General features: G+C 68.7%; 18 protein-coding genes. 8 read left to right on the top strand and 10 right to left on the bottom strand.

All coding sequences use genetic code 11. The annotated features are described in order from the left end of the window. From ABGB19_RS13465 to ABGB19_RS13450, 4 genes are read right to left on the bottom strand one after another with little or no spacing between them, the layout of a single operon-like run. On the bottom strand, nucleotides 1-258 hold the full coding sequence (locus ABGB19_RS13465) for an HPr family phosphocarrier protein (protein ID WP_347686455.1): 258 nt from the start codon (nucleotides 256-258) through the stop codon (nucleotides 1-3). Between the two features lie 30 nt (nucleotides 259-288). After that, nucleotides 289-2331, bottom strand: a complete 2043-nt coding sequence (locus ABGB19_RS13460; protein ID WP_347686454.1) for a fructose-specific PTS transporter subunit EIIC — start codon at nucleotides 2329-2331, stop codon at nucleotides 289-291. Nucleotides 2332-2352: 21 nt separating this feature from the next. Continuing rightward, nucleotides 2353-3330 (bottom strand): 1-phosphofructokinase family hexose kinase, encoded by a 978-nt coding sequence (locus ABGB19_RS13455; RefSeq protein WP_347686453.1) that lies wholly within the window; start codon nucleotides 3328-3330, stop codon nucleotides 2353-2355. Beyond that, nucleotides 3327-4094 (bottom strand): DeoR/GlpR family DNA-binding transcription regulator, encoded by a 768-nt coding sequence (locus ABGB19_RS13450; protein ID WP_347686730.1) that lies wholly within the window; start codon nucleotides 4092-4094, stop codon nucleotides 3327-3329. The genes ABGB19_RS13455 and ABGB19_RS13450 overlap by 4 nt, the downstream gene beginning before the upstream one ends. 43 nt (nucleotides 4095-4137) lie before the next feature. On the opposite strand from ABGB19_RS13450, the gene ABGB19_RS13445 reads away from it, so the two are divergent. The 4 genes from ABGB19_RS13445 to ABGB19_RS13430 all read left to right on the top strand — a co-directional run bounded on the left by ABGB19_RS13445 (nucleotide 4138) and on the right by ABGB19_RS13430 (nucleotide 7828). Further along, complete coding sequence (locus ABGB19_RS13445; protein ID WP_347686452.1) at nucleotides 4138-5907, top strand: putative PEP-binding protein; 1770 nt, start codon at nucleotides 4138-4140, stop codon at nucleotides 5905-5907. A 38-nt stretch (nucleotides 5908-5945) separates the two neighbouring features. Next, nucleotides 5946-6860 (top strand): ribonuclease Z, encoded by a 915-nt coding sequence (locus ABGB19_RS13440; RefSeq protein ID WP_347686451.1) that lies wholly within the window; start codon nucleotides 5946-5948, stop codon nucleotides 6858-6860. 167 nt (nucleotides 6861-7027) lie between these two features. Then, nucleotides 7028-7447: a hypothetical protein gene (locus tag ABGB19_RS13435; RefSeq protein ID WP_347686450.1), complete on the top strand. Its 420-nt coding sequence runs from the start codon at nucleotides 7028-7030 to the stop codon at nucleotides 7445-7447. Nucleotides 7448-7531: 84 nt separating this feature from the next. Continuing rightward, nucleotides 7532-7828 carry a hypothetical protein gene (locus ABGB19_RS13430; RefSeq protein ID WP_347686449.1) on the top strand — a complete coding sequence of 99 codons (297 nt, stop codon included), beginning with the start codon at nucleotides 7532-7534 and terminating at the stop codon, nucleotides 7826-7828. A gap of 24 nt (nucleotides 7829-7852) precedes the next feature. Here ABGB19_RS13430 and ABGB19_RS13425 read toward each other — a convergent pair whose 3' ends face one another. Then, complete coding sequence (locus ABGB19_RS13425) at nucleotides 7853-7984, bottom strand: hypothetical protein (RefSeq protein ID WP_347686448.1); 132 nt, start codon at nucleotides 7982-7984, stop codon at nucleotides 7853-7855. A 243-nt stretch (nucleotides 7985-8227) separates the two neighbouring features. On the opposite strand from ABGB19_RS13425, the gene ABGB19_RS13420 reads away from it, so the two are divergent. From ABGB19_RS13420 to ABGB19_RS13410, 3 genes are all read left to right on the top strand, one after another. Further along, nucleotides 8228-8368, top strand: coding sequence for a hypothetical protein (locus ABGB19_RS13420; RefSeq protein WP_347686447.1), 141 nt, complete (start codon nucleotides 8228-8230; stop codon nucleotides 8366-8368). 112 nt (nucleotides 8369-8480) lie between these two features. Next, nucleotides 8481-9434, top strand: coding sequence for a lytic transglycosylase domain-containing protein (locus tag ABGB19_RS13415; RefSeq protein ID WP_347686446.1), 954 nt, complete (start codon nucleotides 8481-8483; stop codon nucleotides 9432-9434). Continuing rightward, a complete protein-coding gene (locus tag ABGB19_RS13410; RefSeq protein WP_347686445.1) occupies nucleotides 9434-9913 on the top strand; it encodes a hypothetical protein in 480 nt (159 codons plus the stop codon). The genes ABGB19_RS13415 and ABGB19_RS13410 overlap by 1 nt, the downstream gene beginning before the upstream one ends. Nucleotides 9914-10027: 114 nt before the next feature. Here the strand turns inward: ABGB19_RS13410 and ABGB19_RS13405 are convergent, their stop codons facing one another. The 4 genes from ABGB19_RS13405 to ABGB19_RS13390 form a co-directional block, all read right to left on the bottom strand. Continuing rightward, nucleotides 10028-10942 carry an acyl-ACP desaturase gene (locus ABGB19_RS13405; RefSeq protein ID WP_347686444.1) on the bottom strand — a complete coding sequence of 305 codons (915 nt, stop codon included), beginning with the start codon at nucleotides 10940-10942 and terminating at the stop codon, nucleotides 10028-10030. 138 nt (nucleotides 10943-11080) lie between these two features. Further along, nucleotides 11081-11698 carry an FKBP-type peptidyl-prolyl cis-trans isomerase gene (locus ABGB19_RS13400; RefSeq protein WP_347686729.1) on the bottom strand — a complete coding sequence of 206 codons (618 nt, stop codon included), beginning with the start codon at nucleotides 11696-11698 and terminating at the stop codon, nucleotides 11081-11083. Nucleotides 11699-11781: 83 nt separating this feature from the next. Beyond that, complete coding sequence (mddA, locus tag ABGB19_RS13395) at nucleotides 11782-12585, bottom strand: methanethiol S-methyltransferase (protein ID WP_347686443.1); 804 nt, start codon at nucleotides 12583-12585, stop codon at nucleotides 11782-11784. A gap of 153 nt (nucleotides 12586-12738) precedes the next feature. Continuing rightward, nucleotides 12739-14121 (bottom strand): FAD-binding oxidoreductase, encoded by a 1383-nt coding sequence (locus ABGB19_RS13390; protein ID WP_347686442.1) that lies wholly within the window; start codon nucleotides 14119-14121, stop codon nucleotides 12739-12741. 115 nt (nucleotides 14122-14236) lie between these two features. On the opposite strand from ABGB19_RS13390, the gene ABGB19_RS13385 reads away from it, so the two are divergent. Beyond that, nucleotides 14237-17179, top strand: coding sequence for a BTAD domain-containing putative transcriptional regulator (locus tag ABGB19_RS13385; RefSeq protein ID WP_347686441.1), 2943 nt, complete (start codon nucleotides 14237-14239; stop codon nucleotides 17177-17179). 609 nt (nucleotides 17180-17788) lie between these two features. Here ABGB19_RS13385 and ABGB19_RS13380 read toward each other — a convergent pair. Next, nucleotides 17789-18274, bottom strand: a complete 486-nt coding sequence (locus tag ABGB19_RS13380; RefSeq protein ID WP_347686440.1) for a DUF309 domain-containing protein — start codon at nucleotides 18272-18274, stop codon at nucleotides 17789-17791. Nucleotides 18275-18320 lie beyond the last annotated feature (46 nt).

Here is an 18320-nt window from a genome sequence, read left to right as displayed (position 1 = left end):
TCAGGCGTCGAGGTCCTGCTCGACGAGGTCGGCGACGGTGTTCAGCGCGGCTTCATCGTCGGAGGCGACCGTGACCTGGGCACCCTTACCGGCGCCGAGCGTCATGATCATCAGCGCCGACCCGGCGTCGACGGGTTCGCCGCCGTCCATCGAGAGCGTGACGGGAACACCGGCGTTGACCACCGCTTCGGCGATGATCGCGGCGGGCCGGGCGTGCAGGCCGATGGCCGATCCGACGGTGACGGTCTTGGCGGGCATAGCGTTGTTCTCCTTGTTGGGTTGATGGGATCAGGCGGTCGCCAGGGCGGGCGTCTCGTCCGCGGTGGCAGCGGTTCGGGCGAACTGCTTGGCGATGACGACGGTGACGGCGCCCACGATGGTGCCGGCCGCAAGAGCGACCAGGAACCACAGCAGGTGGCCGATCGCGAAGAACACGAAGATGCCGCCGTGCGGGGCCTTCAGCGTGACGTCGAAGGCCATGATCATCGCGCCGGTGACCGCGCCGCCGAACATCATCGAGGGGATGACCCGCAAAGGGTCGGCCGCGGCGAACGGGATGGCCCCCTCGGAGATGAAGGACAAGCCGAGCAGAACCGCGGCGCGGCCGTTCTCGCGCTCGGGTTCGCTGAACAGTTTCGGGCGCACGAAAGTGGCCACCGCCATCGCCAGCGGCGGGACCATGCCCGCGGCCATCACGGCGGCCATGATGCGCAGCGACGCGGGGTCGGCGACGTTGAGACCGGCGGTGGCGAACGCGTAGGCCGCCTTGTTCACCGGGCCGCCGAGGTCGAAGCACATCATCAGGCCGAGGATCACTCCCAGGATGACGACCGAACTCCCCGACAGCCCACCGAGCCAGTTGGTCAGGCCGGACGTGATGGCGGCCAGCGGTCGGCCGAGCAGCATGAACATCAGCAGGCCCACGATCATCGAGGCGAACAACGGGATGATCACGACGGGCATCAACCCGCGGGCCCACTGCGCCACCTTGATCCGGCTGATCCACAGCGCCGCGAACCCCGCGATGAGGCCGCCGACGATACCGCCGATGAAGCCGCCCCCGACGAAGACGGCGACCGCACCCGCGGTGAATCCCGGGGCGATACCGGGTCGGTCCGCGATGGCGAAGGAGATGTAACCGGCCAGGGCGGGCACCAGGAACATGAACGCCAGCCCACCGAGGGTGAACAGGACCGCCCCGAGATACTGCAACAGACCGCCGGAAGGCAGGTCCGTCAGCGAGTTGGTGCTGGCGATCACGTGACCGATCGAGCCGAATCCGTAGGCCAGCGACGGGCTTTCGCCGTCCGGGGAGTTCGCGATCTCATAGCCGGCGAACAGGAAGCCCAGCGCGATGAGCAGGCCGCCCGCGGCGACGAACGGGATCATGTAGCTCACGCCGGTGAGCAGGATCTGGCGGGTGCGGGTACCCCAGCCCACTCCGCCCGCCGAGGCCGCTGCCTCCGGCGCGGCCGCGCCGCCACCCTGGACCCGCTTGGCGGCGGGATCGGTTGCGGCCGAGAGTGCTTCGGACACCATCGCATCGGGCTCGTTGATCGCCCGCTTGACGCCGGAGGCCACGACGGGCTTGCCCGCGAACCGCTGCCGGTCCTTAACCCCGACGTCGGTGGCGAAGATGACCGCGTCGGCGGCGGCGATGGTGTCGGCCGCCAGCGGGGTGCTGCCGGAAGAGCCCTGCGTCTCGACGTGCAGCGTCGCCCCGGCCTTCTTCGCCGCTGCCGCCAGGGAGTCGGCAGCCATGTAGGTGTGGGCGATCCCGGTCGGGCAGGCGGTGACCGCCACCAGGGTCCGGCGCGGGGTCTCGGCCGGCTCGGCCGGTTTTGCGGCCGACTTCGCTTGCGCACCATCGGGATTGAGGACCTCATCGACCAGGCTCACGGCCTGTTCCGGGGTGGAGGCGGCCCGCAGGGACTCGACGAAGTCCTTGCGCACCAGGGCCCGCGCCAGGCTGGAGAGCAGTTTCATGTGCTCGGCGCCGCCGGCTTCCGGGGCGGCGATCAGGAACGCCAGATCCGCAGGCCCGTCGGGGGCGCCGAAGTCCACTGCCGGAGTCAACCTCGCGAAGACGATCGATGCGGCCTCGACATAGGGCGAGCGGCAGTGCGGAATCGCGATGCCGCCGGGCAACCCGGTGGCCGACTGCGCTTCCCGGGCCATCGCCGCGGAGGTCAGACCGTCGACGTCGGTGGTGCGCCCCGCGTCGGCGAGCCGGCTGACCAGGCGCCCGATGACCGCTTCCTTGTCGCCGCCTGCGTCGACGTCGAGCAGCACCAGGTCGGTGTTGATGATCGGTGGGGTCGAGTTTGTCATGGTGACTCTTTCGGTTGACGGTTACGACGAGGTCGGGGTCGGGGCGATGGTGGTGACGCGCACGGCGTCGAGGTCGAGCCGGGCCGGAGCCGGCATCGCCGAACCCGGCAGCGCGGCGGCGGCGCTGCCGTACGCGACGGCCATGCGCAGCCGCCGGGGCGGCTCGGCGCCCGCGACGTGCGCGCGCAGGTAGCCGGCCAGGGAGGCGTCGCCGGCCCCCACGGTGCTACGCGGGGTCACCGGCGGCGGGACGGCCAGCCAGCTGCCGGTGCCGTCGACCAGCACCGCCCCCGCCGCGCCGAGGGTGGCGAGCACGGCACCGACGCCACGGTCGACCAGTCGCTGTGCGGCCTTTGCCGCCGGGCCCGGATCACCCTCGGCCGCAGCCCTTTCCAGCAGTTCGGCCGATTCGCCGACCAGTCCGGCCAGCTCCTCGGCGTTGGGCTTGATGAGGTCGGGCGCCGCCCGCCCGAACTCGTCGGCCAGCGCCGACAGCGGACCCTCCGACGTGTCGACCGCGATGCGGCAGTCACGGTCGGTGAGCAGGCCCACCACCTCGGCGTACCACCCCTCGGGGACGCCGGGTGGCAGCGAACCGGACAGCACCACCCAGGTCGCGTCCTCGGCCGCACCGACCACTGCGTCGGTCAACCGCGCCAGGGTGGTGGCGTCGAGGGTGGCGCCCGGCTCGTTGAGTTTCGTTGTGGTGCCGTCCGGTTCGGTGACCGCGATGTTGGTCCTCACGGGTTCGTCGACCGGCACGCACCGGAACGGGATGCCTGCACCGGTCATAGCGACAATCAGCGGATCGTGCGCGGCGGCGGGCAGCAGAGCCACCGCGTCGAGTCCGGCGAGCTGCAAGGCCCTCGCGACGTTGACGCCCTTGCCACCCGGTTCGTTGGTCACCGAGCGCACTCTGTGGACCGCGCCGCGGGTCAGCGCCGAGGCCAGTGCCACGGTGCGGTCGATGCTCGGGTTCGGGGTGACGGTGAGAATCATGCGGTCACCACCTCGACGCCGTTGCCGGTCAACTCCTCGCGGTCCTCGTCGCTGATCTCGCTGTCGGTGATGAGGGTGTCGACGCTGCTCAGTGGGGCGAAGCTGACGAACTCCTCGCGTCCCACCTTGGACGAATCCGCGGCCACCACAACATAGTTGGCGCACTGAACCATTGCCCGCTTGACAGCGGCCTCGTCGCTGTCCGGTGTCGACAGGCCGTGGCGCACACTGATCGCGTTGGTGCCGATGAAGGCCATGTCGACCCGCAGCGTGTCCAGGACCCGCAGCGCCTGCTCTCCGACGGACGCCTGGGTGAGGCCCCGGACGCGGCCGCCCAACAGCTGCAGGCTCACCGAGGGCATCCCTGCCAGTCGCGCGGCGATCGGCACGGAGTTGGTGACCACCACCAGCTCGCGGTCCGGGGGTAGGTGTGCGGCGATGCGGGCGGTGGTGGTGCCGGCATCGAGGAGCACGCTGCCGCCGCTGATGGGGAGGAACTCCACGGCGGCCGCGGCGATGGCTTCCTTGTGATCCGCACGCGTGCTCTCGCGTTCGCCCACGCCCGACTCGACGAGGTGCAGCGCTCGCGCCGGCACCGCGCCGCCGTGCACCCTGCGCACCAAACCCGCCTTGTCGAGCACGGCGAGGTCGCGGCGGACGGTCTCGGTGGTCACCTCGTATGCCTCGGCGAGCTCGGCCACCGACGCGCGTCCTTTCGACAGCACGAGCGAGGCGATTGCCTGCTGTCGTTCCTCGGCGTACATGAGCCTCCGTTTGTGTGGGATCAAGCCCCGACAATATTTGGTTATGTTTGGTTTTACTCCTGTTCGTGTTGACTTGTCAATGATTTCTTGTAACCTGGTTCACATGACCGCTTCCTCGCCGCTCACGTCACGTCCCACCGATGAGCTGCCGCCGGGCACGGTGTTGCGCGGTGTGCCCGTGGTCGCGGGCGCCCAGTACGGCCCCGTCATCCGACCGGGCCGCCCTCCGGTCATCGACGATTCGGCCCTGGCGGAGGTCGCCGACGCCGACCGGCCGGCCGAGACCGCGCGCTTCATCGCCGCCGCGAAGGCCGTCGCGGACCGGCTGCGGGACCGTGCCGCGCATGCCACCGGCGCCGCGTCGGAGGTGCTCGCGGCGACGGCCACCCTGGCACAGGACCGGGCCTGGATCGGCGCTGCCGAAAAACGCATCGCGGCAGGCGCTCCCGCGGTTCGCGCGGTCAACGAGGCCGTTGCCCAGTTCATCGAGATGTTCACCCAGATCGGCGGGTTGATGGCCGAACGCGTCACCGATCTGCGCGACATCCGCGACCGCGTGGTCGCCGAACTGACCGGGCTGCCCGAGCCCGGTGTCCCGCTTCCGATGACGGCGTCGATCCTGTGCGCCGAGGATCTCGCCCCCGCGGACACCGCCGGCCTCGACCCGACACTGGTCGTCGCGCTGGCGACCTCACTCGGCGGGCCGACGAGTCACACCGCGATCATCGCTCGCCAACTCGGCATCCCCTGCGTCGTCGCGGTCGACGGACTGGACGCGGTGGCCGCCGGCACGCGCGTGCTGGTCGACGGCACCGTCGGCACGGTCACCGTCGCGCCGGCCGAGGCCGCCGCGGTCTCGGCCATCGACGCCGCACGGCGGGATTCCCAGCGGGCCGCGCAGTGGCGCGGTCCCGGCCGCACCGCCGACGGGCACACCGTCGCGATCTACGCCAACGTGCAGGACGGCGCGGCCGCGCGCGCGGCCGCCGAGACACCCGCCGAGGGCGTCGGCCTGTTCCGCACCGAGCTGTGCTTCCTCAATCGCGACAGCGAGCCCGGCGTCGACGAGCAGACGGCCATCTACGCCGATGTTCTCGACGCGTTCTCGGGCCGCAAGGTGGTGATCCGCACGCTCGACGCGGGGTCGGACAAACCACTCAGGTTCGCCGGCCATCCGGACGAGGCCAACCCGGCGCTCGGGGTGCGCGGCATCCGGATCGCCCAGCTCGACGCGGGTCTGCTGGACCGGCAGCTGCAGGCCATCGCGGCCGCGGGCGCGCGGACCGGAAATCCGCCATGGGTGATGGCACCGATGATCGCCACGGTGGAGGAAGCCGAACGCTTTGCCGCCCATGCGCGTTCGCATGGCCTGACTGCCGGTGTGATGATCGAGGTGCCCGCCGCCGCACTCCTGGCCGACCGCATCCTCGCGCACGTCGACTTCCTGTCGATCGGCACCAACGATCTCGCTCAGTACACGATGGCCGCCGACCGCATGTCCGCCGAACTGGCCGCGCTGACCGATCCGTGGCAGCCGGCCGTGCTGGCCTTGGTCGCCATGGCGGCGCGTGCCGGCGCCGCCACGGGCAAGCCGGTGGGGGTGTGCGGGGAGGCCGCAGCCGACCCCTTGCTGGCCGGTGTGCTGGCCGGTGTCGGGGTGACGTCGCTGTCTGCGGCGGCCACCGCGATCGGGGGAGTCGGCGCCAAGCTGGCGTCGGTGACGCTGCAACAGTGTCGCGATGCCGCCGACGCCGCGCTGGCCGCCGTCACGGCAGCCGAGGCGCGTGCTGCCGCGCTCGCCATCCTGTCCTGACCCGGTGCCCGCGAGGCGCCACTGACTAGTGTCGGGGTGTGTCGACGCGTGAGCTCGTGGTGCTTGGCACCGCCAGCCAGGTGCCGACGCGGTATCGCAACCAGAACGGCTACCTGTTGTTGTGGGACGGCGAGGGACTGCTGTTCGACCCGGGGGAGGGCACCCAACGGCAACTCCTGCTGGCAGGCGTTCCGGTCAGCCGGGTGACACGGCTGTGTCTGACCCACTTCCACGGGGACCACTGCCTCGGCGTACCCGGCGTCATTCAGCGACTGTCGCTCGACGATGTCCCGCACCGGGTCCACGCCCACTATCCCGCCTCCGGCGCCGAGTACTTCGCCCGGCTGCGTCATGCGAGCGCGTTCTACGAGCGTGCCGACGTCTGCGAGGAACCGGTGTCTGCCGACGGTCCCGTCGCCAGCGGGCCGTTCGGCGTCCTCGAGACCATGCGGCTCGACCACCCGGTCGACGCCGTGGGATACCGCTTGGTCGAGCCGGACCGCCTGCGCTTCGTGCCGGAGTTGTTGGCGCGCTTCGGTATCGAAGGGACCGCCGTCGGTGAGCTACACCGGACGGGGTCGATCCGCCTCGCCGACACGACGATTGAGCTCTCGCAGGTGACCGAGGCCCGCCCCGGCCAGCGGTTCGCGTTCATCATGGACACGCGCCTGTGTGACGCCGTCTACGCCCTCGCCGACCGGGCCGACCTGCTGGTGATCGAAGCGACATTCCTCGCCCAGGACGCCGGGCTGGCCACGGAATACGGGCATCTGACGGCTGCTCAGGCGGGCCGGGTCGCCGCCGAATGCGGGGTACGGCGCCTGGTGCTGACCCACTTCTCGCAGCGGTACACCGATCCGGCCCGCCACCGCGACGAGGCGGCCGAGGTTTTCGACGGTGAGCTCGTGGTCGCCGAGGACCTCGACAGGATCGCGGTGCCGCAGCGCCGGTGAGGATGAGTGGTGTCGCGGGGCTGCCGACGATTCCGCTGCCCGCCGGAAGCGGTCATGTGACCATGAGTCGGACACCGCTTGTTGGGATCGGTAGCCCGTCCGATGCCGTGGACTTCCACCATCAGCGCCGGACAGGCGGCGTCGCACGAGCAGAAAGCACCAGGACCATGAAGACCACAGACATACCGAAGCGGATGGCCGGGGTAGCGCTGATGTCGGTCGGCATCGCCGTGGCCGGGATCGGGTGGACAGCCGGTACCGCTTCGGCCTTGCCCAGCGCCCCCGCGCCCCTTCAGGGCAGCGCCTGGCCCGGGTGTCCGCCCGAGAGCCCGGAAGGCCCGTGCCGCTGGTGCCCGGGTGATCCGCCGGTGCAGACCGGCAACCTGCGGGTCAACCCGGTGCGGTGGGACAACAACGTCTGCCACACCTACTGGTACGTCTACCACGGGCAGGGCAACGTGGCGCAGAACATCTTCGAGGGCGAGGCGCCACCTCCGCCGCCCCCACCCCCGCCCGGCTTCACCCCGCCCATTCCGCCGGGTTGGTGCTGGGGTCTGTTCCTTCCGTCGCCGTGCCCGCCCCGGTGATGTCACACCGATGAGTTGAAGCCCGCGACGCCACTTGCCCTCGGCGGAGATCACCGGGACCGCCCCGCGGCCTACGATCGGCGGGTGCACGAACCGGCCATGACCGAGGACGGACATCACGTCATCTTCAACGGTCGGCGCTGGCGCGCCACCGATCCCTGCATCCCCGCCGAGCGACGAGCGGACCTGACCCGCATCCTGATGGCGTGGCGCAGAGAGGTGCGCCGCACGATGGGCACGCCGCAGGAAGGCGCCGCCCGGGCGGGTGTCCACGCCGCCAAGGTCGCCCTGGGCGAGCGGGGCGAGCCGCCCTGGTGGGATCAGACCGATGTGCAGCGTCGGACGCGATGGGAGGCCGCCGTGCCCGAGCCCGGCCAATAGGGCGAAACTCGTTGCGGTTGAGAACTATTCGGAGGTCTCCGGCGTGTCGTCGTCGGCGGAGGGCAGACCTTCCTGCGGCGGTGTCGAGTACGCGGGGCTCGCCGGCGGCGCCTGCGTCGCGTCCTCGGCGTCTCCTGGTTGTTGCGGTGCGCTCATCACATCTCCTCGCGAATCTGTTGCCGGGCGGGCACCGGGTACCCGGCAGGATGCGGCGGTAACACCGGGATAGCGAGCCGAAGCCGGGGGGCCTTCGGCCCTGAGCCCGAGGACCATCGGCTTTCCGTGCACGTCGAATCCGCTGCCCACCGTCGATCTTGAATCCGGTCTTGTCGGCAGCGACGACGTAGGGAGCGCGATGATTTTCGACGGTGGGCTTCTCGAACCCGGTGGCGGGACGTCATGAGTGTCGAGGACGCCCTGCGCCTGGTGATGATCGGCGTGATCGTCTTCGTGGTCGTCATCAGCTTCGCGCTGGATGAGAACACCTACGGCAGCCACCGCCGCCGGGACGCTGGGGCCGACAACGAGACCACGGGCTGACCGCCTCTCGTCAATCGGCACCCGGCCGCGCGTGAGCTCGCGTGCGATATCGGCGCGAAATCTCATGCACAAGTTCACGTTCGGCGACAGGGTCAGGGTGTAGCGTCACGCCATGGCCGGTATGAGCGCCCACGGCACCGGCCATCGGCGCGCGACGGCGCTGCTCGCCTTCGCGCTGGCATGTGTGCTGGCCGCGTGCTCGGAGTCGACCACGCCGCCCACCCCCACGACAGCAACCGCTGAGCCGCCCGCCCCGACGGTGTCGACCACCGCCACACCCCCGACATCCGCCCAGCCCCGATTGGCGGCCGACCCGATCCGAATCGCCGAGGACCTGGTCGTCGACGAGCACACCATCCGCGCACCGTCGACGTCCGAGGCGGTGCTCACGGCGGCGGCGCGTCGCCAACAGCGGGCCTACCGGGTCCTCGCCCGGCACCCCGAGTGGGACGCGATTGTCGGCCCTCGAATCCCGCCCGCGCTCCTGGGAGCCTTCGACCGCAACATCAACGCTCGTCGCCAACTGGCACGGGTCAACGGGGGAGCGCCGCCGGACACGATGCCGGCGTGGCGCATCGTGGCGCCACCGCCCGCCGCCGAATTGCTCGCCCACTACCGCAAGGCGCAGGACGCGACCGGCGTGGGCTGGAACTTCCTGGCGGCGATCAATCTCATCGAGACGGGCTTCGGCCGCATCGTCGGTGCGAGCACCGCCGGTGCGCAAGGCCCGATGCAATTCATGCCGTCCACGTTCGCCGCATACGGCCAGGGCGGCGACATCCACTCACCGCACGACAGCATCATGGCAGCCGGAAAATACTTGGCGGCGAACGGCTTCGGCGACGATCCCGGTCGAGCGCTCTACCGGTACAACAACTCCGAACGGTATGTGGATGCGGTCACCGACTACGCAGCGGTGCTTGCGGCGGAGCCGGCGACCTTCGCCGCGTACCACCGCTGGGACGTCTACTACGTCACGACGGCCGGTGACATCGTGCTGCCCGTCGGTTACACCGCGGAGACTCGGATACCCGTGCAGGACTACCTGGCGACCCACCCGCAGTGATGGCCGGTATCGGTCAGTCGGACTGCGAGCGAATCGCCGACGCTGCGCTGGCGCAGCCCGTCTTGGCCCTCACGAGCCTCGCCTACGTCGCCGCGGGGGTGACGGCGCTGATCTGGTTCGGGCGAGCCAGGGCTGCGCTGTCCGCGGCAGCCGGAGTCGCGCTCGTCGCAGTCGGGGCCGGAAGTTTCGTCTACCACGGGCCACAGCCCTCGTGGGCGGGTCCCGCGCACGACTGGCCCATCGTCGCTCTGGGTGTGGTGTGTGTCATCGGCCTCGTCCGCAGCGGGATCCGACGCGACTGGTCGAGGTGGGCGCCGGCGGCGGTGATCTTCGTGCTGGGCCTGGCCGCCTACGCCGCAGGGCGCTCCGGGTCGCCGCTCTGTCGACCCGACAGCCTGTGGCAGTTCCACGGCGCTTGGCACATCCTCTCTGCCGCAGCGGCCTTGACGGCTGCCCGGGCCATGCTGCCAGGCCGGTAGGGCGGGATCCATGGGGTCACCCGCCTTTCACTGCCAGCACGGCGCAGCCGTTCTTCGCGACGACCACCACCGGGCAGTCGGAGGCCTTCGTACGGCAGCGCTGGGCCCGGGCGTTCAGGCCGTTGTGCTCATGCGCTCCAGGCGCCTCTGCTCGAAATGCCGCGCTTTGGAGTCGACGATCTCGAGGAAGGCTGAAAGCTCGTGCTGACAGCGGGCGGCCTCGCCCGTGAAGTCACGGTCGAAGACGTTCCAGAACCGCAGCACCGGCCGCAGCACATCGTCGAGATGCGAACGGAGGTCGTAGATTCCGGCCTTCGCGATCACCAGTGCGTTCTCCGCGAAGCCCGGCATGCCGGCACCAGGCATCTGGAAGTTGATCACCTCGTGGGCGATGGCCTTCATGGTCTCGTCCGGCGCGATGTCCAGCGCCGCTGCTACGAGGTTGCGGTAGAAGACCATGTGCAGGTTTTCATCGGTGGCGATGCGCGCCAGCATCTGGTCGGCGAGCGGACATCCCGCCGCCTTTCCGGTGTTGCGGTGGCTGATCCGAGTGGCCAACTCCTGGAAAGACACGTAGGCGAGGGCCTCGACAACCGACTTGTCGCCGGAGTTGTAGCCGGCCGCGGTGTGCTGCATTCTCAGGCGTTCGAGCGCCTCCGGATCGACGCCGCGCGTGACGATGAGATAGTCGCGGATCGCGATGCTGTGGCGGCCTTCCTCGGCGGTCCACTGACCGACCCACTGACCCCACGGTCCGTCGAGACCGAAGCGCAACGCAATCTCGCGGTGATACGACGGAAGGTTGTCTTCGGTCAGCAGGTTCACCACCATCGCGGCCTTCGCCACCTCATCGAGCTTCGAGTCCTGTGGACGCCAGTCCTGGCCTCCGAGGAACGCGAAATCACGACCACGACTCCACGGCACGTAGTCATGCGGATTCCATGGCTTGGCCGCTTGGTGGTGCCGGTTGAGGTTCGCCTCGACTACCGGCTCCAACTCCATCAACAACGCCGTCTGCGCGGTGACCATCGCTACTCCCGTTTGGTTGGACAGGACGCTTAGACCAGGTGCGCAACCTACGCTACCGTAACCTACGGTTACGTAGGAAGGTTCTGGGCGAACGCATCCGACTTCGATCGGGGAGAGGTCGAGGTGGAGCGGCTCAGCTCAACTCGAGGCGTCGAGAATCTTGATCGCGAAGACCAACGTGTCGCCCGGCTGGATTCCGGCGGCGGGCTGACCTTCCGGATAGCCGTCCGCGGGGACCATCGCGACGGCGACCGTGGAGCCGACCTTCTGTCCGGCGATGGCCTTCTGGAAGCCCGGCACGACTCCATCGAGTGGGAAGTCGACCGGCGCGCCCTGCGAGTAGCTGCTGTCGAACACGGACCCGTCGCGGCCGTTGACGCCCATGTAGCAGACCAGCACCGTCGCCGTGTCCGCGACGACGGGGCCGTCGCCGGGCTTGAGCGTGTGCACCTGAGTCTCGGTGACGCTGAACGGTGCCTCCACATCGACGCGGGGCGCCGCCTTGTCCGTCGATCCGGTGACCGCGACGCTGCCGGTGGTTCCGCTCAGCGTCCACTCCGGCGCACCGGTGTCCGCCGGTGCCGCCATGGGGCACGGGGCGTCTTCGGGTGCGGTCTGGGTCAGTGATGGCGGCGTGAACACATCGGAGACCGGAGAGGAGGTCGTGCTCGCCGACGGAGAATCCGTGTCGGAGCCACAGCCGGCAAGCGTCACGACTAGCGACGCGGCACCGGCGGCGACCGCGGCAGAACACAGACGGGAGAAATTCACCGTCGCCACGGTACCGGCGCTGGGCACGGTCCTCGTCGGTAGCCCCGGGGCAGACCCGACGCCCACCGTTACCGGTGGCCCGCCGTCCTCGATTCCGCCGCATTCGTCCTGTCATCGGGTAGGGGAGCGCTGCGGTGCCTCCGGGGCCGCGGCACGAGCATGGGCACCGCCTGCCGGTATGCGGCATAGCGGGCTCCCAATGTGGCCAGCAGGTCGCGCTCCTCGAGCTGCAGCGCGATGAGGATATAGCCCGTCGTGGCGGAGGCGAACAGCAAGTGCCCGGCCGTCATGGTGGGGGCGGACCAGAAGGCGATGAGGAATCCCAGCATGAGCGGGTGACGCACCACGCGGTAGAACAACGTGACCCGGAATCCGGTCTCGGCTTCGGGCCGAGCCCGCCAGGCGGCGAGCACCTGGCGCAGCCCGAACAGCTCGAAGTGGTTGATCATGAACGTCGCGGCGAGCACGATCGCCCAGCCGAGCCAGAACAGCGTCCACACCGCCATCCGGGCGGGCAGGTACGCAACGTCCCAGATGACTAACGGGATCGTGCGCCATTGCCAGAAGAGCAGGGCGAGTACGAGACTGGCCAGCAACACGTAGGTGCTGCGTTCCACCGGCGGCGGGACGTAGCGTGTCCACCACCGTTTGAACGCCGGGCGTGCCATCACACTGTGCTGAACGGCGAACAGGGTCAGCAGCGACAGGTTGACGATCAGCGCCTGGCCGAGCGGCGCGTCGATGGCGTCATCGACACTGCGCGGCACCACGACATCGCCGACGAATCCGATTGCATACAGGAACACCGCCAGGAAGATCAGGTAGCTGACAGCGCCGTAACCGACTGCGAGAAATCGCTTAACTTTGGTCATGCCTCATCGTCGAACCCGCGGAGCGGTGCCGCATGAGGCAATTGCCTCAGATCTGGCGTTCATGACCAGCCCTGGTCAGGGCAACGAGCACGGGGCAGGCGGACGGGCAGCATATTCGATTCCGTCGTATTCAGGTGGCGTCGGCCGTGCGGATCAGCCGGCGGGATCGAGGTTGTGGTTGAGGTGGAATTGATTGTCGGGGTCGTACCGTCGCTTCACGCCGACAAGGCGCTCGTAGTTCTCGCCGTATCCCTGGCGCACCGAACCGGCGTCGTCGGCCGATAAGAAGTTTGTGTAGCGCCGTTCGCTGAGGTGCGGACGCAGCGATTCGAAGGTCTCCCGGACCCACGCGATGTTCGCCTCGGTTTCGGCCGGATCTAGCCATTGCCCGAGCACGAGCACGCTGAAAGCGTCCTGACGGTGGGGGAACGCCGTAGCCCGAGAGTCGACGCGGGCGGCGGCGCCGTGCAGGTGATCGAGGAAGATGCCGGTCATGTTGGACGGCACTTGTTCGAACGAATCGACGAGCACGTCGATGGCTGCATCGGATAACTCGCGGAGAAACCCTGACTTCCAATAGTTCAACGTGCCCTTCTTCCCCAACAAGTCATCGAGCAACGTGTTGACGGTCGGGTAGGGCATCGGCTGTACGAGATCGGCGATCGGCGTGCCGAAGGTGCGCATCGGACCGACATCCGATGCCGCAGTTGCGGGATCGCCGCAGTGACAAGGCACCAGCGCGGCGACCTTCTGGCCGGATCCGTCCGAGGTAGGCAGCAGTGCAGCACCGGCGGTCAATTCGTCGGGAACCGACGCCGTGAACTCGCGATGGAAGGCGAGGACCGCCGCCGCATCGGAAAACGGATGCAGCACCGGGCCCGCGAGCACCTGCGATACGGGGTGCACTCGGTATTCGAACAAGGTCGCCACGCCGAAGTTGCCGCCGCCACCGCGCAGCCCCCAGAAGAGGTCGGGGTGCTCGTCTTCATCGGCGGTAAGCGTTTGGCCGTCAGCGGTGACGACGTCTACCGACAGGAGGTTGTCGATCGTGAGGCCGTACTTGCCCATGAGCCAGCCCAGGCCTCCGCCGAGCGTCAGCCCTGCGATACCAGTCGTCGACACCACGCCACCGGTCGTCGCCAGACCTTCGAGCGCGAGGGCATCGTTGAGCTCTCGCCACGTAAGCCCAGGCTCCGCCCGCACCGAGTGACCTGGGACGTCGACGCGGATGCCCTTCATGAGCGAGAGATCGATCATTAGGCCGCCATCGGTGGTGGCACGCCCGGCGACGCCATGACCGCCGCCTCGCACAGCGATCTCGAGGCCGGCTGTGCGACCGAGATCGACGGCGGCGACCACGTCGGCCGGCGTCAGGCAGCGGGCGATGAGCGCCGGGTGCTTGTCGATCATGCCATTGTGGAGTCGCCGTGCCTCGTCGTATCCGGGGTCGCCGGATCGAAGTAGGTCGCCGCCGAAGGCGGCTTCGACCTTGTTGAGACCGGTGATTTCCGCATGCTGTGCTGTTGATCGCTTCATCGCTCTCTCCTTGGCCAATTGGCGCAGAACACCTGGGTGCGGTTGACGGTACGACTGGGGCCTGTCACATACATGTCGGCTGAGTGTCACGGCTCGCAGCGACCTTGGTGGGACAATGGCACGGGTGGGGACAGCTCCGCGGGGCTCGGTGCGGTACGGCATCCTCGGCCCGCTGTCGGTTGCGACCGACAACGGTCCGATTCGCATGGCGAGCCGCACCCAGCGTCACCTGCTTGCTGTCCTGCTCGTCGAGGCGAACCGAGTCGTGTCCACCGAACGCCTCGTCGAGGAATTGTGGCCCGACGACATCCCGAGCGACCCCGCCGGAGCGTTGCGTACGCAGATCTCGAGGTTGCGAAAACTGCTGCCTCCGCCCGCGTCGCTGGTGACAGAGGAGGGCGGATACCGCCTGCTCGTCGCGCCAGAGGAGGTCGATGCCACGCGGTTCGATCGGCTGATCACCCAAGCGCGTGGCGAGCATTACGAGCGGGCGCTGCCGCTCTTGGACGAGGCGTTGGCGCTGTGGAGGGGCAGGGTGCTTGGGGAGTTTGTCGTCCGACCGTTCGCCCTCCCCGAGGTGCGACGACTCGAAGAGCTACACGGGGCGGCACGCGAGGATCGTGCCGCCCTGCTGTTGGTGGCGGACCGCGCCGCGGAGGCGGCGGCCGACATGAATGCGTTGATCGCCGAGCAGCCGGGGCGGGAGCGCGCCAGGGGGCTGCTTATGCAAGCGCTCTACCACCAGGGTCGGCACACCGAGGCGCTCGACGCCTACCAATCGTGGCGTTGTCACTTGGTTGACGCGCTGGGCTTGGAGCCCTCACCTGCTTTGCAGCGAGTCGAACGCGAGATCCTGCAGCACGAACTGGGCGGTGGGAGCACGCCTGCCGTGGCGCGGTCGCGGGTCGACGTGCCCCGTGCGGTCAGCACGTTCTTGGGCCGCGACGACGATCTTTGCGACGTCGGCCGGCTCCTTGGCGAAGTCCGGTTGCTCACCTTGTGGGGCCCTGGCGGTGTCGGTAAGACCCGGTTGGCGCTCGAGGTCGCCAACGAGGTGAGTTCTCGGTACCGCGACGGCATCCACTTCTGCGACCTCGCCGTCATCACCCGATCGGCGCACGTCACGCGTGCCGTGGCCACTGTTGTCGGCGTACGCGAGAAGGCGTTCACGCCACTGGAGGCCCAGCTGCTCGACGACCTTGCCAGTCGTCGCGCGCTCGTGATCCTCGATAACTGCGAACACGTCCTCGAGGGCACGGCTCGACTCGCCGATCGCATCATTCGATCGACTCTTGACGTCGATATCCTTGCCACCAGCCGTGAACGCCTCTCCGTCGATGGTGAGCATCTCTGGGAGGTGAGGCCGCTCCCGGTCAAAGGACCGAACTCGCCCGCCGTGTGCTTGTTCGTCGACCGCGCGCGTGCAACCGACGCGGCATTCAGCGCCGACACGGCTGACATCGAGACAGTGGCGGAGGTCTGCCGCCAGCTGGACGGTCTTCCCCTAGCGATCGAGTTGGCAGCGGCGCGTGTGCGTGGTCTGTCGCTACAGGATCTGACCCAACGTCTCGACGAGCGCTTCACGATCCTCACCGCCGGTCCGCGAACCGAAGGACGCCATCGATCGCTCACGGCCGTCCTCGATTGGTCCTATGCGCAGCTGGAACCCATCGAGCAGCAGGTCTTCAACCGGCTTGCAGTATTCGTCGGTCCGTTCGGTTTGGACGCGGCGTGCTCGGTCGTTGCGGGTGACGCTGTCACGTACGACGCGGTGATCGCCGCGGTGCTGCGCCTGGTCGACTGTGCGCTGCTCTCCGAACTGCCCGGGAGCGCCGCGCGCCGTTATGCGCTCCTCGACACGATGCGTCGGTACGCCCTCGACCGTCTACGTGCGGATGACGAGGTGGAGGCTGCCCGAGATCGACATGCTCAGTGGGCGGTTGTGTTCGCCGAGCACGCGGCGATCAAGCTCAGCAGCTCGGACGAGTCGGATTGGGAGACCCGGCTCACCGACTCAATCGATGAGCTACGGGCCGCGCACACCTGGCTCGTCGGGCGCAACGCGAACGCGAGTCTTCGGCTGGTATCGTCCCTGCGGCCGTATGCGCTCTGGCGCGGCCAGTCCGAGGTGTTCCGATGGGCCGATGTAGCAGTGGCGAGCGCGGCGGCGACGGATTCGCCCATGCTGCCGCACGCCCTGTTTGCAGCCGAGACCGGTGCGTGGCAGCGCGGCGACGTCGAGGGCGCAACTGCCGTCGCCGCCGCCACCGTCGAAGCCGCATTGCGGAGCGAGCCGCAGGCGACCCGCTGCGCGCTCGAGGCACGCGCTGATGTGGCGTTGCTCATCGGCGATCTCGGATCTGCCGCCACGTGGTACGCGGAAGCGTCCACGCTGGCGTGTGCTGACGGCGACCTCCTCCAGGCGACGTGGGATCTCGGAAGTGCCGGACTCGCCATGGCATACGCGGGCGATGCCGCGGGAGCCGCCGATCTCATCGCCGACGTATTCTCACTCGCCGAGCGGTGCGGGAGTCCGTCGGCGCTGGCGTTCGCTCACTTTGTCTCGGGCGACGTCTTCGCCGTCGAACGACCCGAGCAAGCGGAACGCGACTTCTGCAGGGCGATCGAGCTCGCAGGCACAGTCCATAGCCGCTTGATTGTCGGCTATGCCGAAGTCGCGCTCGCGGCGTCGCAGGCGCGCCGGCACGACGTCACCGCTGCGCTCGAGCACTACCGCTCGGCGATCGCGGAGTGGCAACGTACCGGCGCGTGGAACGCGCTGTGGGTGACGATCCGAACGCTGATCGGCCTTCTGGTGAACGTTGGCGCGTACGAGGACGCTGCGGTGCTCTCGGGCGCCGCAGAATCGGCGCGGGCCGGTTTCCCGCCCTTCGGGAGCGACGCCGCCACGCTTCGCGGCGCGAAGGTGCGCATGTGCTCGAAGCTCGGCGATGCGGCGTTCCGACAGTGCGCCGAAAAGGGCAGCGTCTTGAAGGAGAACGAGGTGGTCGGCTTCGCCCTCGATGCGCTCAACCGAGCGGCACACGGCAACAGGTGAACCGGGGGAGATCGGCGGGGGGCATACTTGACATAATGTGGCTTATCGGTAGAAGGCTCAGCGCGACGAAGCGGCCTGGAGAGCATCGATCCGGCCTCAGCAACGAAATGGGTCCGGGTGCGCATATCGCGTGGGCTCACTCCGTTTCCGCACCATGACGACACTGGGGTCCGCGCACTGGTGTTGATACCGCCGGCGGCGCAATCGACCTGCTGAGAACGCACGGTTACAGGCGCCGTCGCTTCGATCAATCCCGACGGAGTCACGCGCACCCCCGCCCGCATGCCCGGGTCAGATTCGTCACTGTGACGTTTTGCTCCGAACCACGCTGCCCCTGAACCTCTTTCGGCTCCTCCGGTACGGCGCACCGGCACCGGATCGAGAGTGATGTAGCGGGTGGACATCACGCCAGGCACGCGGTCCGTGGGCGGACGCAGTTATAGACAGCGCAAGTGCGATCCGAGGTTGGACGCGCAGCGGCGCGCTGCACCGACCGCGGAGCAAGACCGTCCCCCGCTAGTATTCCGCTGCGAGCCACGGCAGCACCAACGGGAATTTGTCACTGTGACGGTTTGTTGTCGAGCATCGTAGTGCGTCAACGACTTTGAGCTATTCGGCTCGGCCAAGGGTCAGGCGCGGTCGAAGCCTCTCCGGACTGATCTGGACCCCCGCCGCGAGATCAGTGCATAGCGCCTCCGCATATGCGACCAGATCATCAACCGAGATCCCGTGCCGCGCCGCTTGTTCAGTTCCTCCTAGCCGACCCGAAGCGCGCTGCAGCAGCGCGATCGCCCCCTTGGTGTTACCGCGTTGAACGTGGGTGATACCCACCGCCAGCTGTGCGAGGCCCTGCCAGAGCGACCGTTCGTCGTCAGGCCCGTTCTTCCACGCGGACTCGAGCACCTCGTGCGCGTTGAATGCCAGGCCCTGCGCCAAGAGTCGCTCCGCATAGGCAAGCGTCTCCTGTGGAGCCAGATCGAGATCGTCGGGAATCCGGGCGACGCCGTCGCCGCCCTCTGGAAGCGGCCGCCCCAACGCATCGCGTGGGCGTGCGCTGCGGGGCCGCCCGGCTTCGTCGCGACCACGTTCGGCCATGCGTCCATCATGCGCCATATATCAAGGCGGGACCGCCGGGGCCGCT

Origin of the sequence: Mycobacterium sp. B14F4 (genome assembly GCF_039871645.1) — a bacterium.
GTDB lineage: Bacteria > Actinomycetota > Actinomycetes > Mycobacteriales > Mycobacteriaceae > Mycobacterium.
The sequence above is the reverse complement of the archived record's forward strand: the minus strand, read 5'-3'. Positions and strand labels throughout refer to the sequence as shown.

What these genes read in the sequence shown, in the direction of transcription:
- ABGB19_RS13465 (WP_347686455.1), bottom strand. Translation starts at nt 258, where the DNA reads ATGCCCGCCAAGACCGTCACCGTCGGATCGGCCATCGGCCTGCACGCC.
- ABGB19_RS13460 (WP_347686454.1), bottom strand. Translation starts at nt 2,331, where the DNA reads ATGACAAACTCGACCCCACCGATCATCAACACCGACCTGGTGCTGCTC.
- ABGB19_RS13455 (WP_347686453.1), bottom strand. Translation starts at nt 3,330, where the DNA reads ATGATTCTCACCGTCACCCCGAACCCGAGCATCGACCGCACCGTGGCA.
- ABGB19_RS13450 (WP_347686730.1), bottom strand. Translation starts at nt 4,094, where the DNA reads ATGTACGCCGAGGAACGACAGCAGGCAATCGCCTCGCTCGTGCTGTCG.
- ABGB19_RS13445 (WP_347686452.1), top strand. Translation starts at nt 4,138, where the DNA reads ATGTTTGGTTTTACTCCTGTTCGTGTTGACTTGTCAATGATTTCTTGT.
- ABGB19_RS13435 (WP_347686450.1), top strand. Translation starts at nt 7,028, where the DNA reads ATGAAGACCACAGACATACCGAAGCGGATGGCCGGGGTAGCGCTGATG.
- ABGB19_RS13425 (WP_347686448.1), bottom strand. Translation starts at nt 7,984, where the DNA reads ATGAGCGCACCGCAACAACCAGGAGACGCCGAGGACGCGACGCAGGCG.
- ABGB19_RS13420 (WP_347686447.1), top strand. Translation starts at nt 8,228, where the DNA reads ATGAGTGTCGAGGACGCCCTGCGCCTGGTGATGATCGGCGTGATCGTC.
- ABGB19_RS13415 (WP_347686446.1), top strand. Translation starts at nt 8,481, where the DNA reads ATGGCCGGTATGAGCGCCCACGGCACCGGCCATCGGCGCGCGACGGCG.
- ABGB19_RS13410 (WP_347686445.1), top strand. Translation starts at nt 9,434, where the DNA reads ATGGCCGGTATCGGTCAGTCGGACTGCGAGCGAATCGCCGACGCTGCG.
- ABGB19_RS13405 (WP_347686444.1), bottom strand. Translation starts at nt 10,942, where the DNA reads ATGGTCACCGCGCAGACGGCGTTGTTGATGGAGTTGGAGCCGGTAGTC.
- mddA (WP_347686443.1), bottom strand. Translation starts at nt 12,585, where the DNA reads ATGACCAAAGTTAAGCGATTTCTCGCAGTCGGTTACGGCGCTGTCAGC.
- ABGB19_RS13390 (WP_347686442.1), bottom strand. Translation starts at nt 14,121, where the DNA reads ATGAAGCGATCAACAGCACAGCATGCGGAAATCACCGGTCTCAACAAG.
- ABGB19_RS13385 (WP_347686441.1), top strand. Translation starts at nt 14,237, where the DNA reads ATGGCACGGGTGGGGACAGCTCCGCGGGGCTCGGTGCGGTACGGCATC.
- ABGB19_RS13380 (WP_347686440.1), bottom strand. Translation starts at nt 18,274, where the DNA reads ATGGCCGAACGTGGTCGCGACGAAGCCGGGCGGCCCCGCAGCGCACGC.